The sequence below is a fragment of the Paenibacillus terrigena DSM 21567 genome (assembly GCF_000374845.1).
GTDB classification, from domain to species: Bacteria; Bacillota; Bacilli; order Paenibacillales; family Paenibacillaceae; genus Paenibacillus_K; species Paenibacillus_K terrigena.
Window position 1 is genome coordinate 808893 of record NZ_KB895412.1, and the last position, 15794, is coordinate 824686.

Annotated in this window: 18 protein-coding genes; 13 read left to right on the forward strand and 5 right to left on the reverse strand. The window is 48.5% G+C overall.

The annotated features are described in order from the left end of the window. Positions 1-132: 132 nt before the first annotated feature. From C558_RS0103690 to C558_RS34160, 5 genes are read left to right on the forward strand one after another with little or no spacing between them, the layout of a single operon-like run. Positions 133-978 (forward strand): electron transfer flavoprotein subunit beta/FixA family protein, encoded by an 846-nt coding sequence (locus tag C558_RS0103690; protein ID WP_040674359.1) that lies wholly within the window; start codon positions 133-135, stop codon positions 976-978. Next, positions 975-1997: an electron transfer flavoprotein subunit alpha/FixB family protein gene (locus C558_RS0103695; protein ID WP_018754882.1), complete on the forward strand. Its 1023-nt coding sequence runs from the start codon at positions 975-977 to the stop codon at positions 1995-1997. The genes C558_RS0103690 and C558_RS0103695 overlap by 4 nt, the downstream gene beginning before the upstream one ends. After that, a complete protein-coding gene (locus C558_RS0103700; RefSeq protein ID WP_018754883.1) occupies positions 1990-3285 on the forward strand; it encodes an FAD-dependent oxidoreductase in 1296 nt (431 codons plus the stop codon). Before C558_RS0103695 ends, C558_RS0103700 begins: the two co-directional genes overlap by 8 nt. Beyond that, positions 3282-3578, forward strand: a complete 297-nt coding sequence (locus C558_RS0103705) for a ferredoxin family protein (RefSeq protein WP_018754884.1) — start codon at positions 3282-3284, stop codon at positions 3576-3578. Before C558_RS0103700 ends, C558_RS0103705 begins: the two co-directional genes overlap by 4 nt. Before the next feature lie 5 nt (positions 3579-3583). After that, entirely contained in the window at positions 3584-3745 is a 162-nt protein-coding gene (locus tag C558_RS34160) for a hypothetical protein (protein ID WP_018754885.1), read from the forward strand. A 66-nt stretch (positions 3746-3811) separates the two neighbouring features. Here the strand turns inward: C558_RS34160 and C558_RS0103715 are convergent, their stop codons facing one another. Further along, complete coding sequence (locus tag C558_RS0103715; RefSeq protein WP_018754886.1) at positions 3812-4267, reverse strand: DUF6843 domain-containing protein; 456 nt, start codon at positions 4265-4267, stop codon at positions 3812-3814. Between the two features lie 192 nt (positions 4268-4459). Between C558_RS0103715 and C558_RS0103725 the strand changes: the two genes are divergently transcribed. Together C558_RS0103725 and C558_RS30285 are read left to right on the forward strand one after the other, a co-directional pair. Then, positions 4460-5434, forward strand: coding sequence for a phosphotransferase (locus C558_RS0103725; RefSeq protein WP_018754888.1), 975 nt, complete (start codon positions 4460-4462; stop codon positions 5432-5434). Between the two features lie 136 nt (positions 5435-5570). After that, positions 5571-6374, forward strand: a complete 804-nt coding sequence (locus tag C558_RS30285) for a YqjF family protein (protein WP_018754889.1) — start codon at positions 5571-5573, stop codon at positions 6372-6374. 84 nt (positions 6375-6458) lie between these two features. Here C558_RS30285 and C558_RS0103735 read toward each other — a convergent pair whose 3' ends face one another. Next, entirely contained in the window at positions 6459-7604 is a 1146-nt protein-coding gene (locus C558_RS0103735; RefSeq protein ID WP_018754890.1) for a Fe-Mn family superoxide dismutase, read from the reverse strand. 87 nt (positions 7605-7691) lie between these two features. Next, positions 7692-8675: an alpha/beta hydrolase gene (locus C558_RS0103740; protein WP_018754891.1), complete on the reverse strand. Its 984-nt coding sequence runs from the start codon at positions 8673-8675 to the stop codon at positions 7692-7694. Between the two features lie 441 nt (positions 8676-9116). Between C558_RS0103740 and C558_RS0103745 the strand changes: the two genes are divergently transcribed. After that, complete coding sequence (locus C558_RS0103745; protein WP_018754892.1) at positions 9117-9860, forward strand: IclR family transcriptional regulator; 744 nt, start codon at positions 9117-9119, stop codon at positions 9858-9860. A gap of 95 nt (positions 9861-9955) precedes the next feature. On the opposite strand, the gene C558_RS0103750 is transcribed toward C558_RS0103745, so the two are convergent. Continuing rightward, positions 9956-10264 carry a winged helix-turn-helix transcriptional regulator gene (locus tag C558_RS0103750; protein ID WP_018754893.1) on the reverse strand — a complete coding sequence of 103 codons (309 nt, stop codon included), beginning with the start codon at positions 10262-10264 and terminating at the stop codon, positions 9956-9958. Between the two features lie 184 nt (positions 10265-10448). Between C558_RS0103750 and C558_RS0103755 the strand changes: the two genes are divergently transcribed. The 3 genes from C558_RS0103755 to C558_RS34165 all read left to right on the forward strand — a co-directional run bounded on the left by C558_RS0103755 (position 10449) and on the right by C558_RS34165 (position 11891). Continuing rightward, the gene (locus C558_RS0103755) at positions 10449-10838 is read left to right on the forward strand and encodes a DoxX family protein (RefSeq protein WP_018754894.1); all 390 of its coding nucleotides are present in this window, start codon (positions 10449-10451) and stop codon (positions 10836-10838) included. A 26-nt stretch (positions 10839-10864) separates the two neighbouring features. Continuing rightward, entirely contained in the window at positions 10865-11572 is a 708-nt protein-coding gene (locus C558_RS0103760; protein ID WP_018754895.1) for a pirin family protein, read from the forward strand. A 163-nt stretch (positions 11573-11735) separates the two neighbouring features. Further along, entirely contained in the window at positions 11736-11891 is a 156-nt protein-coding gene (locus tag C558_RS34165; protein WP_018754897.1) for a hypothetical protein, read from the forward strand. 95 nt (positions 11892-11986) lie between these two features. On the opposite strand, the gene acnA is transcribed toward C558_RS34165, so the two are convergent. Next, positions 11987-14701: an aconitate hydratase AcnA gene (acnA, locus tag C558_RS0103775; protein WP_018754898.1), complete on the reverse strand. Its 2715-nt coding sequence runs from the start codon at positions 14699-14701 to the stop codon at positions 11987-11989. Positions 14702-14999: 298 nt separating this feature from the next. Here acnA and C558_RS34925 point away from each other — a divergent pair, with 298 nt between their 5' ends. Both C558_RS34925 and C558_RS34415 read left to right on the forward strand, forming a co-directional pair. Beyond that, positions 15000-15134 carry a hypothetical protein gene (locus tag C558_RS34925; protein ID WP_018754899.1) on the forward strand — a complete coding sequence of 45 codons (135 nt, stop codon included), beginning with the start codon at positions 15000-15002 and terminating at the stop codon, positions 15132-15134. Positions 15135-15317: 183 nt separating this feature from the next. Continuing rightward, complete coding sequence (locus C558_RS34415; protein WP_211220730.1) at positions 15318-15560, forward strand: hypothetical protein; 243 nt, start codon at positions 15318-15320, stop codon at positions 15558-15560. The last annotated feature ends 234 nt before the right edge of the window (positions 15561-15794 follow it).

Genomic DNA, 15794 nt, shown 5'->3' on the forward strand with positions numbered 1-15794 from the left:
TCGCTCGTAAAGCTCTTACATAGAGGCTTTGCGGGCGATTTTTTTGTTTCCGGAACGGTATAGAACCGCCTGTTGAACAATAAAGTGATAAGAAGAGTTGTGACGATGTATCGTGAAAAGGAGTGGCTGCAAATGCTGCACATTGTTGCTTGTATCAAACAAGTACCTGACACGAAAATTATTAAAATGAACCCGAAGACCAACACCATGGATCGGTCCAGTGCCCCTGCCATCCTCAATCCCTACGATGCGCATGCGGTGGAGGAGGCTGTCCGCTTAAAAGCGAGGTATGGCGGAAAGGTGTCTGTCGTCACGATGGGTCCGCCGCCAGCGGTCAAAGCCATTCGCAAATGTATTGAGATTGGGGCTGATGAAGGCTATCTCATTACGGACCGTGCCTTTGCTGGGGCAGATACGCTTGCAACCAGCTACTCACTCACCAAGGCGATCGAGAAGATCGGGACGATGGAGCCGATTGACCTGATTATTTGCGGGAAAATGACCATTGATGGTGATACCGGACAGGTAGGTCCCGGTATTGCACGGAGGCTGGATATTCCGCCGCTGACGAGTGTGAATAAGGTGGTCGAGCTTGATCGTGAAGTGGGCTATGCGGTTGTTCATCGGAAGCTCGAGGATGGGTATGAAGTGATTCAGACGACATTGCCTTGCTTGCTGTCTGTAGAGAAGGAGATTAATGAAATTCCGTATTCGACCTTACCGAATATGATGCGAGCTGCGCGGTATCAACCGGTGATTTGGTCGGTTGAAGATTTGGGGATCGTGGATCGGACGAAGCTTGGGCTTAAAGGCTCGCCGACGATCGTCGCCAAAGTATGGCCGCCGGATAAGCCAAAGGGCGGCGAGATGCTGCAAGGGAGCAGCGAGGAGCAGGTGAATCGGTTATTCAGTATTCTGATGAATAAGAAGGAACTATTCCATAAGTCAGGCGCCACAGAGGAAGGAGGCGTGCAATGAATATCGAAGAATATTGCGGTATTTGGGTGTTTCTCGAGCATAAAGATGGAGCGATTGTCCCGGTCTCCCTTGAACTGCTCGGCGCGGGCAGACGGCTTGCGGACAAACGCGGCGTTCCGCTATCAGGGATTCTTATTGGCGATGGCGTGAAGGGTCTAGCAGCAGAGGCAATCACTTATGGTGCGGAGACGGTCTATGTGTATGATGATCCGATATTCTACCATTACCGCACAGAATCGTACATGAGGGCGGTTATTGCTTGTGTCGAGAAGTATAAGCCGGAAATTTTCCTCTATGGCGCGACCTCGACGGGCAAAGATTTGGCGAGTGCTGTAGCGACAGACCTCGCGACAGGCCTTACGGCGGATACGACGATGCTTGATGTCGACGCCGAGACCGGGCTGCTGGAGGCGAGTCGACCAGCGTTCGGCGGCAATATTATGGCGACGATTCTCTGTAAGAAGGACCGCCCGCAGATGGCCACGGTGCGGCCGAAGGTCGTCAAGGCGCTGGAGCGGGACCCTGAGCGAACGGGTGAGGTCATCGAAGAGCCTGTAGAGCTTCGTGAAGAGGATATCCGCACGAAGGTACTGGATATTGTCAGGCATACGGTGAAGAAGGTTCGACTCGATGAAGCGGATATTATCGTGGCGGGCGGCAAAGGGCTTGGCGGCCGAGCTGGCTTCGAGATGATCGGCGAGTTCGCGAAGCGAATCGGCGCTTCGGTTGGCGGAAGTCGGGATGCGGTGGAAGCGGGCTGGATTGAACATAGTCGACAGGTCGGACAGACAGGGGTCACGGTGACACCGAAAATTTATTTTGCGATCGGCATCTCAGGAGCGATTCAACATCTGGTCGGCATGCAGAACTCGGGCTTAATTATCGCGATCAATAAGGATTCGAATGCGGCTATTTTTCAGGCTTGTCATTATGGCATTGTGGGGGATGCATTCGAGATTGTGCCGATGTTAACGGAGGCCTTCGATCAAGCGCTGCGAGAAGAGGTGGAACATGGCTGAGAAATTTGATGTCATTGTCGTTGGCGCCGGTCCAGCGGGGACCGCATGCGCATATACTTTAGCGAAGCAAGGTGTAAGCGTTTTACTCTTGGAGAGGGGGGAATATCCCGGATCGAAGAATGTGATGGGCGGTGTGCTCTATCGTAAGATGATGGAGGATGTCATCCCGGGTTTTTATAAGGAAGCACCTGTCGAACGGCCGATTGTGGAGCAGCGGTTCATGATGCTGGATAAGGAATCTGCTACGACCTTCAGCTACAAGGGGATGGAGTGGGGGAAGGAACCCTACAACAACTTTACGGTGCTCCGTGCGAAGTTCGACCAATGGTTCGCTGATAAAGCGGTAGAGCAGGGCGCACTGCTCATTAATGAGACGGTTGCGCTCGAATGTATCGTGAAGGATGGTAAGGTCGTCGGGGTTCGAACGGATCGGCCGGAAGGCGATATTTATGCCGATGTCGTGGTCCTTGCGGATGGGGTAAATTCGCTCCTCGCGAAGTCTCTTGGGTTCCACAAGGAATTCAAGCCGGATGAGGTGGCGCTTGCCGTGATGGAGGTGCTGAAGCTCGATAAGAAAGTGATCGAGGACCGGTTCAACCTGGAGGGGGACCAAGGTTGTACGATTGAAATTTTCGGCGACTCGACCAAGGGAATCCTCGGTACGGCATGGCTCTATACGAACAAAGATAGTCTCAATATCGGCGTCGGCACGATGCTGTCAGGGCTCATCAAGCATAAGCTGAAGCCTTATGAACTGCTGGAATATGTGAAGACGCATCCGATGATTCGTCCATACATTCAAGGAACAGAGCAGCAGGAGTATTTGGCGCATCTCATTCCAGAGGGTGGATATCGGTCCATGCCGAAGATCGTCGGCGATGGCGTACTCGTCGTTGGCGACGCGGCACAGATGGTGAATGCCATCCATCGAGAAGGATCGAATATGGCGATGACCTCCGGTGTCATTGCGGCTGAGACGATTATCGAGGCGCAGTCGACAGGTGACTTCTCCGAGAAGGCACTGGATGTCTATCGCCAGCGATTAATGTATTCGTTCGTTGGGGAAGACCTGAAGAAATATAAGGATGCAACGCATCATTTCGAGAAATACCCGCACTATTTCGAGCAATATATTCCGATGATCAATCGAGCGGCGAGCCAGATGTTTACCGTCGATGGAACCTCGAAACGGGAGAAGCAGCGGAAGATCTGGCAAGGCATCGGTACAGTCGGGGATAAAATCAAAATTGCTCGTGACTTGTTTCAAGCTTGGAGGGTGATGAAATGAGTGATGGAACGAAAGGGCAATCGATTGAAGAGAAGCAATATTTGATCCGATTCAAGGCCGACACCAATTCGCATCTGCATGTGCTGGACTATGATACGTGCGCGACCAAATGTCCGGATAAAATCTGTACGATTTTCTGTCCTGCGGAAGTGTATAAGTGGGAAGACATTCGGATGCATGTCGGCTATGAAGGCTGTCATGAGTGCGGCAGCTGCCGGATCGGATGCCCGCATGAGAATATCAAATGGGTATACCCCAAAGGTGGTCACGGGATCATCTTCCGGTTAGGGTGAGCGCCATGTTCCGGGTCGGGGATCGCGTCGTATTCGTGACGGACGGGACGGTTGGGATTGTAATGGGCATTGAAGAAGATCGATGTCAAGTGATCTGGGAGGATTTCTTCGCCAGCTGGGAGAAGAAGGAGCTCTTGCGCAAGGAAGATCCACAGGCGATGATGTAGGGGATAAGGAACGATTGTACGGTGATAAAAAAGAGCTGACCTCGTGGTCAGCTCTTTACATCATGATTATGGCTTGCTGCGCTGCGCCTCATCCAATTGTTCGGTGGTTCCGACAAAGAACTTGACCGTCTGAGGGGTATGGACTGTCGTTCCATCGCCGTGAAGTGTACTTGATGACGATGTGCCAAAGTGATGAACCATGGCGCTCTCGCCAAAAGGGATACTCTTCCTGGTACCGTCCGCAAGGACATAATAGTAGGTGACGGGACCTGAAGCATTTGGACTAGCAGTTATTAATTTCCCTGACGGCGGAATTTCATAGACGAGCGCATTTTTCTCCTGCTTTAACTCGGGATATCCAGGTTGGTCATATTCCACTTCGACCCATCCGACATAACCATCGGGGATTAAATACATATGTGCTTTATAATCGTCATAACGATTTACTATAAAAGCTACTAGAATTGCTATTGTGAGGCAAAAAACGACTACAGAAGTTAACATGATCCATGTATTTTTCACTCATGCTTCCTCCCTTGGGGATGCATATGGCTATAAAAAAGCCTTTGGAGTACATGCTCCAAAGGCTTATTAATTTTATCGAGACCTTATTCGACATCATAACAAATCGTGAAGAAACAGTCTATATTTTCAGGGAAATTTCCGCTACAGTTGAAGTGCCGGCAATAACTTAAGAAATGGAGTGTTGCTAAGATGGAACGGAATTTTCACCTCGATTTATCTGATTTGCAAACTTATGTAGGGAACGTGTTTGGAACGAATCATCGGGTTACGGATATGGTGAGATTGCACGGCGGTGCACAGAAGGTCATCTATAGGCTGAACTGTAGCAATGGATTTTCCTGTGTACTCTATGTGTGGGATCTGACAATGAATTTCTTTCAAGAGGAAATCGAAAGCAATGGTGCGGATCATCGATCGTATGGTAGTGATTTATTCGCGATGAATAATAGATTTTTCAAGGAACAGGGGATTCGAACGCCTGCTCTGTACGACTTGAATCAGGATCAAACGAAGTATCCGTTCGATTATGCACTCGTAGAATACATGGAAGGGCAGAAAGCGGAGGTCTATTTTCACGAGTCAGATACGCGGGTACAGGATGCATTGTTCCATCAGATCGGCGATATGCTGGCTGGCATGCATGGGAACATAAGGCAGACTTTTGGGAAGGTGAATGATCGGGAAGAAGCTAGAGAGAATTGCCACTTACTTCAGAAGAAGGATGCCGAAAATCAGTTGTTGTATGCCTCCCAGTATATCGAGCCAATCAAGGCCCATTATAGCCAGCTGCTCGATATGCTGCATGTGCTCGCATCACGCATAGCACCTCGCAACCGTTATGGATTTATCCATGGCGAATTGGGTCCCGATCATATATTGGTGAATCAGCAATTGGAGCCTTACTTGATCGATATCGAGGGAGCGGAATTCTATGATATCGAGCTTGAACATAGCTTCCTTGAACTCCGTTTCGGCGAATATTATCGGTATCTTAAGCATGATACGCTTGATCCGAACCGAATGGCTTTTTACCGATTTTATTACCACATCTCCTTAACGGCGGGTGGCCTAAAGCTGCTGCATCGTGGTTTCCCGGATCAACAATTTGCAAGAGATCTTGCTGCGTATCATTCCAGGTGTGCGTTAGGGTATTTGATAAAATAGACTGTTCTATCTATTGTGCAAAACGAGGCTTCTTGTATAGATTTATCAAATTATCGCATCCTACATTCCAATACTGTATGACATGGTGTATCCTACCATCCCGGAGTATACGCGTATTGGAGGGACTGACTTATTCATGCAATTATCAGAGCTGAATCCCACGCGTCCTTGGCCACTGCCTCAAGCACCGTGGATCATGTCGCAGCAATGGCGTGACCTCACCTTCATCCATTACGCGGTGGACTCGAATATGCTCCACCCGTTCATCCCGAAAGGACTTGAACTGGATACCTATAATGACCAAGCTTGGATCAGCATTGTCGTTCTTCAGGTGCATCACCTGAGATTACGCTTCATGCCGCCCATACCGGGCATGATGGACTTCAATCAGGTCAATATTCGCACCTATGTTCGATCTAGTGAAGGCAAACCCGGGGTCTATTTCTTGCGTATCGGTGCCACTAGTCGCTTGGCTGTGTTAGGCGCTTCGACATTTATGCATATGCCGTTCATTCATGCCGATCTTCGCATCGATCCGATGCATCCGGACAAGCTGCAATTGAGCCATCCGCCAGATCAACGTATCGACTGCAGTCTTTCGGACCATACCAAGCTGCGTCTGCATGCAACGCCGGTCTCGAGTCCTTATCCCGCGGTCACTAATCCATTAACCAAATGGCTTACAGAGCGTTACTGCCAGTATAGCGATAAACGACATCCCGTGCCGCTTCAAGCGAAAGGTGTTGTGAGCAGTGAACTGATCATCACCGACATTCAGCACTCGCCTTGGTCCGTCCAGACTGCAAAGGTGTCCGTGGAACAGAACTCACTGCTTCAGCCCTTTGGTATCGCTCTTCCTTCTTCGCCGCATCTCGCAACGCATACGAAGAAGGTGCAAGCGTATATTTGGTGGCAGCGGCCTGTGAAGCCTATACGTTAACAGCAGTTCGTGCGAGGTATCGCCGCTTTATAACAAAACATAACCCGCGCAGCTGCGAAGCTGCGCGGGTTGTCATCATGCCGTTCACCACGGCTGCCATCTCAATTGTTTAGCTTGCTTGTAGCGGGCTGCTACCGCAGGCCAATAGACGACTTTCCACCAATTATCGATATATTTGCGGCGATTGTTCTGATACGTCAAATAATAGGCGTGCTCCCAGACGTCGACTGGGAGGAGGGGAATGTTATCCCACTGTGATAAGTTCTGGTGCTTCTCAGCTTGTAAAATCTGCGTACGACCGCTACGAGGGCTCCAGACGAGGATCGCCCAGCCACCGCCTTCTACCTTCTCTGCTGCAGCACTGAAATGGGCCTTGAACTTCTCGAAGCTGCCATAATCCTGGATAATTTGCTCGGCTAAGTCTCCTTCAGGCTTCCCGCCGCCTTCAGGGTTCATGATTTCCCAGAAGAGGGTATGTAGATAGTGCCCAGCACCATTAAAGGCCAACTCGCCTTCCCAATATTTAACGAGGTCGAAGTTCCCGTCTTCACGTGCATTGGCAAGTGCTAATTCTGCATGGTTAAGACCATCGACATACGCTTGATGATGTTTATCGTGATGGATTCGCATCGTTGTCTCATCGATGTAAGGTTCAAGTGCATCGTAAGGGTAGGCGAGAGGCGGCAGTAGATGACCACCGATAGGAACGGGCTCCGGTTGTTTGGGGGGAAGCATATCGGACCATGTCTTCATCCGGTAATCCTCTGAAGTGATGGGAGACTGGTCTGTAACTGCGGGAGCAGTGATCCCCGGATGTACCATCGGTTGCGCGGTATGGATGAAAGACTCGGTTTGTTCAATGATACGGCGTAGGGTCTGCTGCGCTGGAATATTTCGTTGAATCGCAGGGCTTGCGGCAATCACTTCGCGAAGCTGTGTGACCCATGCTAGCGAATGGGCTAGGGAAGCGTTCAATAAATGATCGACTTGTTCTTGAAGTTCGGGGGCATAGGGCTGATGGGTATGGCGAAAAGGATGGATATAGAACTGTGTATAGTGAATGGTTCGGTGCACGAGTCGTTCCCATTCGTTAAGCCAAGTGACATATTGCGGTTCAAGTGCGGGTAGCACGGAAGGAATGAAGGCCATGTTATCTTTCTCTTGTCGTTTCCATTGCAGAATTTCTTCGAGTACGCGCGCGGGCATGAGCGTACCATATACAAACAGCATGTCATAAGCACCTCCCTCAGAACATCTCTATTCAAGATATTCCAAGTTGTTGATGCCTATGCCATGCTGTCAGGGTAGACTCTAAGATTAAGATACGGCATTTAAGAAAGAAGCAGTTCGCTTCAAATATTCTTTGGGATGTTGACGATAGATCATCTCATGCAATGCGCCATTCGAGATCCAAACCTCGGAGTTGAGATTGCTCTGCTTCGCTGCGAGTTCCTCTGCAATTGGATAAGGAGCCTTCTCATCATTCGTTCCGTGAATGAAGAAGATCGGCATTTCATAGTTATGATTTTTCACGGCCTCATAAGGAATTTGCTGCAAGCTCGTGCCATTAATGATAGGGAATAAGGATCTTAGAATCGGCAGCGATACATCACGCGGTAGCTTCATATGTTGACTGATATTATGATACAGAGTATCCGGCTCGAGCAGGAACGTACTATCTAAGATCATTGCATCGATGTCATCTGTCTTAAGCGCGGCTTGTAAGGCCGTGCCGGCACCCATAGAGAAGCCCCATACGACAATTTCTTGCGATCCGCGTTCCTTCGCATATTGAATGGCGCCGAGCAGTTGTTCACTTTCGATGGCGCCGCCCGTTGCGGCAAGCTTATGGGTCTTGGAGGCGAATCCGTAATCGAACATAACGACGTTGTAATTCAATCGATGTGCGAATTGTGCGAGATCGTACATCGGTACCCACAACTCTTCGCGGTTCGCGCCATAGCCATGACTGAATACGATGGTCTTCTTCGAGTTCGCAGCGGGGATATACCAACCTTCTAAATTCGTACTGTTATCTAAAGCAGGGAATGTAATATTCTCGTAATGCAAGCGTTTGGCTTGATAGGGATTGGAAGTGATGTCCGCAACCGTTGGATTGGACAACACCCATGCAATATATCCATGCAATGCTAGAAAGGCAAAGACGAGGAGTGTGACAAGTGATAGAGTAAGTGCGATCATGACATGTCTCAGACGCAGACGACGATAAGGTATTGCAGGTGCAGTAGGCTGTAGAATTTCGCCTTGAAGTACAGGTTCAGTCCAAGTAGATGTCGTCATTGCGTATACCTCCTCTAGAATCTTAGATGTGAATTTATTATTGAAGCTAAGATCAGGTTCAAAAAGTTGACTTATCAGCACCGAGAAGGTTGCATGAACCCGAAGAACGAGTAGCGGAGTTTAGGGATACCTAAATGAGCAACGGAGTTCGATGGGTGAATGCAAGATTCGATGCCGAGATTCTTCTTGAATAATCTTCGTGATCATAAGGCGACTTTTTGAACTTCCTTATATAGAGATCTATGAAAGCGTTTTATAAATCTTTGGTAGTTCTATCGTATGATGAGATAGGTCTAGGGTCAATGGGTGGTCGTAATTTGTAAGGTCCTTGTAATCTACCTGTAACAGAGGTAATCTCAGCTTTACGAAAGAGTAGATTTTCGTTATACTAGATGTAACTTTGTTTCATTCTATGAAACTACTTTAAGGGGGAATCCTCTCTTGGAAGAACGTAAATTAACGGTTCGAGCCGTCGAGCGGGCTTTAGATATACTGATTTGCTTTACATCGGATACGGATTTGGGCTTGACGGAAATCTCCAGCAAGATCGGCTTGCATAAGAGTACCGTGCATCGGTTGTTAACGACACTGGAGGAAAAAGGATTTGTCACGCGCAATCAAGCGACGGAGAAGTACCGGCTAGGCATGCGAGTATGGGAACTTACTGCTAACTTGTCCCAAGAGGATGATCCAGCAAGTATACTGCTGCCGGAAATGGAGCGGCTGCGTGATCTCATCGGAGAGACGATCAGCTTGTACTTGCGTGATGGCAAAGAGCGCATCCGAATTCAAGCCGTACAGAGTAATCATGCGATACGCAGGGTAGCTCCTGTGGGTATGCGTGCGCCGCTCTCGGTGGGGGCATCGAGTAAAGTATTGATTGCATATGCCAATGAGGCCATGCAAGCAGAATTAATCCAGTCATTAGACTGGACGTCTGAGACGGAGAAGGAGCACTATATCCGTCAGCTATTGGAGATTCGGGAGCAGGGCTATGCGACGAGCTTTGAAGAGCGTGAATCTGGTGCTGCAGCCCTATCTGCACCCATATTCGACAGATCTCACCATTTGGCGGCGGCCTTATCCGTCTCAGGACCTGTGAACCGCTTCTCGCTGCAGGCGATGCAGGATCAAGCGCCGCTTGTCATTGAAGCAGCGAAGCGCATGGGGAAGATGTTACGGTAGGAAGAGCGCCAAATAGGAATGAAGAGCACTAAAAAAGAGCCAATATCACTGCAGTAGAGACTGCATGGTATCGGCTCTTTTTTGTCGTTCATGATTCACATCCATTTTTCGCCCCAGGATTGAATTTTCTCAATAACGGGTTCTAGATCTTTACCTTTATCCGTTAGGTCATATTCGATACGAACCGGGGTCTCCGGATAGACATTTCGGACGAGAATGCCGCAGTTCTCCAGCTCCTTGATCCGATCCGTCAGCATTTTATCGCTCATTTCCGGAATTTGCTCTTTAATTTCTTTGAATCTTCGTGGACCGCCTAACAGTACGCGAATGATTAGACCTGTCCAACGCTTGCCAAGCAGCTCAGAAGCGTGCTCGTATTTTGGACACATTTTAGAGTAATCCATTGTAACACCTCTTTTCCGGGCAAATGCAATGTGCAATGTCCTTGTCATAATTTTAACATATCTAATGTCAGAAAAATAGGTTATTTAAAAATATTTTTAGTTGCTTGACAAAAGTTAGTTAAGGGGTGTATATTAATTTTAGTAAGTAACAAACAAAATATAAGTGTTAAGGGGAGAGTTACACATGTTAGATGTAGGTATTCTTATTATTCGCTTGGTGATTGGTCTTTTATTTATCGGTCACGGCGCTCAGAAATTATTCGGGATGTTCGGGGGACACGGATTACGTGGTACAGCAGGATGGCTTGAATCCATTGGCATGAAGCCAGGGATGTTGATGGCACTTATGGCTGGCGGCGGCGAGCTTGTAGGCGGGTTGTTATTCGCTTCGGGGGTATGGTTAACGATCGGCGCTGCACTCATCGTCATTACGATGCTGGTCTCGATCATTACGGTTCATGGTAAGAATGGATTGTGGATCACCGCAGGCGGTTACGAATATAATCTGGTTCTCATTGCTGTTGCTGTAGGTATCGCCTTGATCGGCGGCGGGCAATATACATTGATGAACTAATTTCATCGGAGTGAGGAGGGTCTATGATGATTAATATTTATCCAGCAGCATCACGATATACAGCCGATCACGGTTGGCTGAAGAGCAATTTCAGCTTCTCATTTGCAGATTATTATGATTCGAGTAATTTGAATTTCGGTGCAATGCGCGTGCTGAATGATGACTTCGTTACGCCGCAAGAGGGGTTCGGTATGCACCCTCACCGTGAAATGGAGATTGTGTCTATCGTGCTATCGGGGGAGCTTGAGCATCGGGATAATCTGGGTAATCAGGCGATTACTTCATTTGGTGAAATCCAGCGGATGTCAGCGGGGACGGGCATCTTCCATTCAGAGTTCAATGCTTCGAGCGATGAAACCTTAAATTTCTTGCAAATGTGGTTCATCCCCGATGAATCGAATCTACATCCGTCCTATGAGACTTCGAAATTCGATGTGAGCCAAATGCGCAATCAGTTGCTGCCTGTTGTCTCAACCGAAGGTGGGGAGAACGTTGCGAAGATTCATCAAGATATGACGATCTATTTGTCTGATCTGGATGCGGGGAAATCCATTTCTCACATATCGACTGCCGATCGCAAAATCTTCGTCTTTGTCCTCGAAGGGGATGTCACCTTAAATGGTGAGGCGAAGCTTGGCACACGAGATTCTGCTCGGATTTCCGATATCACGACGCTGAAGATTGAAGCGAGTCATGATGCACGATTCATGCTCATTGATCTATGTGATCTGTAACACGACATTAGCTCAGGCGCACCGCTCGTCCTTTAGGATGGGCGGTTATTCGTCTTTACATGCACGCTTCGACATTTTGTTAAATTCGTTAACATATATCTGAGCATCGCCTTTGTATACTAGAAGTACACCCATCCAATCCTCCTGAAGGGAGACGGTATACATGGAGACGTTCGGCCGCGGTTGTCTGTATATTATCATTGGCTTCGTACTTATCTTCATACTAGCCATATTCGTTGGGGGGATTACGATCCCTTGGTTTATTCTGATCCCGCTTATTATATTCGCATTCTGGATCGCAAGCCAGAAGAATAAGTGACAGCGCACGAGCTGTTGGGAGAATGAAGAAGAGCTCCGAGATGTCCTATAAATCAGACATCTCGGAGCTCTTAACATATGATATGAGTTCGTTCTTTATTGGTTCGCGATCATTTGACGAAGTACCGTCTGCAAGATACCACCGTTATGGTAGTAGTCAACGTCCACCATGCTGTCTAGACGCACGATAGCCTCAAAATCAAAGCTGCTGCCATCTTCGCGAGTCGCGATAACTTTCACCGATTGTCCTGGCTGTACCTCGTTGGACAAGCCAAGGATATCGAATGTCTCACGGCCCGTAATGCCAAGTGTCTTCCAGCTCTGTCCATCTTGGAATTGAAGCGGAAGGACGCCCATACCAACAAGGTTACTGCGGTGGATACGCTCGAAGCTCTCAGCGATAACCGCTTTGACGCCGAGCAAGAATGTACCTTTGGCAGCCCAGTCACGGGAGCTTCCTGTACCGTATTCTTTACCTGCGATAACGACGAGGTTCTTACCTGCATCTTGATATTTCATGGATGCATCATAGATCGACATGACTTCTTCATTCGGCAAGTAAGTCGTTACGCCGCCCTCTGTACCCGGAGCCACTTGGTTACGAATACGGATGTTCGCGAACGTACCGCGCATCATCACTTCATGGTTACCACGACGGGAACCGTAGGAGTTGAAGTCTTCTTTCTTCACACCGTTCTCGATGAGATATTCACCTGCTGGACTGTCAGCTTTGATGTTACCTGCAGGGGAGATATGGTCCGTCGTAACGGAATCGCCCATCAATGCAAGCACGTTCGCGCTGCTGATGTCTGTAATATCATTCAGGCTTGTGCCTAGGTTCGAGAAGAATGGCGGGTTCTGAATGTAAGTCGATTTCTCATCCCACTCATACAATTCACCTTGTGGCGCTGCAATTTGATTCCAACGCTCATTCTGTGTGAATACGTGCTCGTATTTATCACGGAACATTTGCGGTGTTAATGCGGTTGCTACCGCTTCTTTGATTTCTTGCGATGTTGGCCAGATGTCTTTGAGGTACACTGGCTCATCGTTCTGATCGTAGCCGATCGGATCGTTCGCAAGGTCAATGTTCACCGTACCTGCTAGTGCGTAAGCAACAACTAGCGGCGGGGAAGCAAGGTAGTTCGCTTTCACTTGAGCGTGAACGCGTCCTTCGAAGTTACGGTTACCGGAAAGAACGGCTGCAACCGTCATATCGTTATCCGCGATCGCTTGGCCCACTTCATCCGGCAATGGACCGGAGTTACCGATACAAGTCGCACAACCATAACCTGCTACGTGGAAGCCCAGTGCTTCGAGCGATTCCAATACGCCAGCTTTTTGCAGATATTCAGTTACCACAAGGGATCCTGGTGTTAAGCTGCTCTTCACATAGCCAGGCTTCTTGAGTCCGCGCGCAACAGCTTTCTTCGCGACAAGACCTGCACCGAGCATAACGCTAGGGTTCGATGTATTCGTACAGCTCGTAATCGCTGCGATCACGACTGCACCCGCAGCCATTTCACTCTTCTCGCCATTCGGATGGGAGACAGGAACGGATTGTGCGATTTTCTCGTCGGACAAGCCATAGCCGCCTTTATCGATTGGTGTGCGAATAATGCTGTTGAATGCTTCTTTCATGTTCGATAGCTCGACACGGTCTTGTGGACGTTTCGGTCCAGCTAAGCTTGGTACGATCGATCCTAGATCCAGCTCAATCACATCGGAGAAGATTGGATCTGGTGTCGCGTCTGTACGATACATGCCTTGCTCTTTATAGTAGCTTGCTACAAGCTCGATTTGCTCTTCTGCGCGACCTGTACTGCGCATGTAGTTCAATGTCTCATCATCGACTGGGAAGAAACCAACCGTTGCGCCGTATTCTGGTGCCATGTTGGCAACTGTTGCACGGTCTGCAAGGCTGATGTTGGATAGACCTGGTCCGTAGAATTCTACGAATTTGCCGACAACGCCTTTCTTACGAAGCAATTGCGTTACTGTTAACGCAAGGTCTGTCGCTGTTGCGCCTTCAGCCAAGTTACCTGTTAATTTGAAACCGATAACTTCCGGTGTAACGAAGTAGAGCGGTTGGCCGAGCATACCAGCTTCTGCTTCGATACCGCCAACACCCCAGCCAACAACGCCAAGACCGTTGATCATGGTTGTGTGGGAGTCTGTACCGACGAGGGAGTCTGGATAGACTTCAGTCACGCCGTCAACATCTTTCGTTGCAGCTACGGATGCAAGGTACTCAAGGTTCACTTGGTGAACGATACCTGTGCCCGGAGGAACCGCGCGGAAGTTATTGAACGCCGTTTGCGCCCAGCGCAAGAAACGGTAACGTTCTTCATTACGTTCGAACTCGACATTCATATTGTACTCTAGCGCGTCGGGAGATCCGAATGCATCTACCATGACCGAGTGGTCGATAACAAGGTCAACCGGTACAAGCGGATTGATTTGTTTTGGATCCCCGCCAGCTTTTTTGACCGTATCGCGCATAGCTGCAAGGTCAACGACAACCGGAACGCCAGTAAAATCTTGCAATACAATACGTGCAGGAATGAACGGAATCTCTTTGTTGTCGTCGCGGCCTTCCGCCCAGCTCGCGATTTGCTTCACATGTTCACTTGTAATGGCTCTGCCGTCGAATTGACGTACAGCAGCTTCCAATAACACTTTAATGGAGAATGGAAGCTTGTTAATGCTGCCGATACCTTGCTCTTCAAGACCCTGAAGACTGTAGTAGCGGTAGCTTTTCCCGTTCACTTGCAGGTCGCGGGCTACGGAGTAGTGATCCTTTTTGGACATGATGCTGCGCCTCCTAAATTTATTCTCGAAGGAGTTCCCTTCGATCAAGAGTCCAATTTGAAATGATATTCGTTTCATCTAGTGAAACGCAATTTCAAATTATTGATTTACCTTAAGTATACCTGCATAATCTCTCGTCGTAAAGGGTTTTTTCACTGGGGATCCTCTAGGATTCTTTCAATAAAATATCGATAATTCCTGAAGATTTTACCATGAATCGATCATAAAAATGTTTACAATGAATGGAATATGACCACACCCCGCAAGGATGCTGAAGCGGTAGGAAGGAGACACTGATATGCCATTCTTCGAGAAGCTTCTATTCAAGTTCATTCGTTTCAAGTTGATATTCGGGTTCCTCATCGTCATGCTCCCGCTTATTGTCTTCCTGCTCTACAACAATTTCTACGCCATCGAGGTCGTCCGCAATTAAATCGCGAAGTCCTTCAGTAATCTCACCGCCTTATATATGGGGCAAATTGATCGGAATTTAGAGGACTTGATAAGTACCTCTACAATTTGTCAGCACAATTAACTCGTCGCGGCCCCCAAGTGGCTGAAATAACTGCAGAAACGCAGTTAATTGATGCTCCCAAGTGGCTGAATAGCTGCAGATATGCAGTTAATTGACTCATTACGCTCTCAAGTAATTGAAATAACTGCAGAAATGCAGTTATTTAGCTCCTCGCGTCTCCAAGTCGCTGAAATAGCTGCAAAAACGCAGCTAATTGACTCGTTACGCTCCCAAGTGGCTGAAATAACTGCAAATCCGCAGTTAATTGGCCAGTCACGCCACCAAGTGGCTAAATTAACTGCAAAAACGCAGTTAATTCGCCCTCTGCGGCCCCGATGGCCGTAAACAACTGCAGAAATGCAGTTGTTTACGGCACGCCGCTCCCCCCAACACCCTCCATGGATGTGCTCAATTGAAAAGTGGTACCCCGCACACCGTAGCTCCGAAGAGGGGATGGATATAGGGTGGAGGAGCGAAGCGCCCGCCTTTGAAATTCGTGTGAAAACCACTAACCATCCAATCCAATTCACACGAATTTCAACAGCGGCTGGAACCCCATATCCACCCCTCCCCAACGCG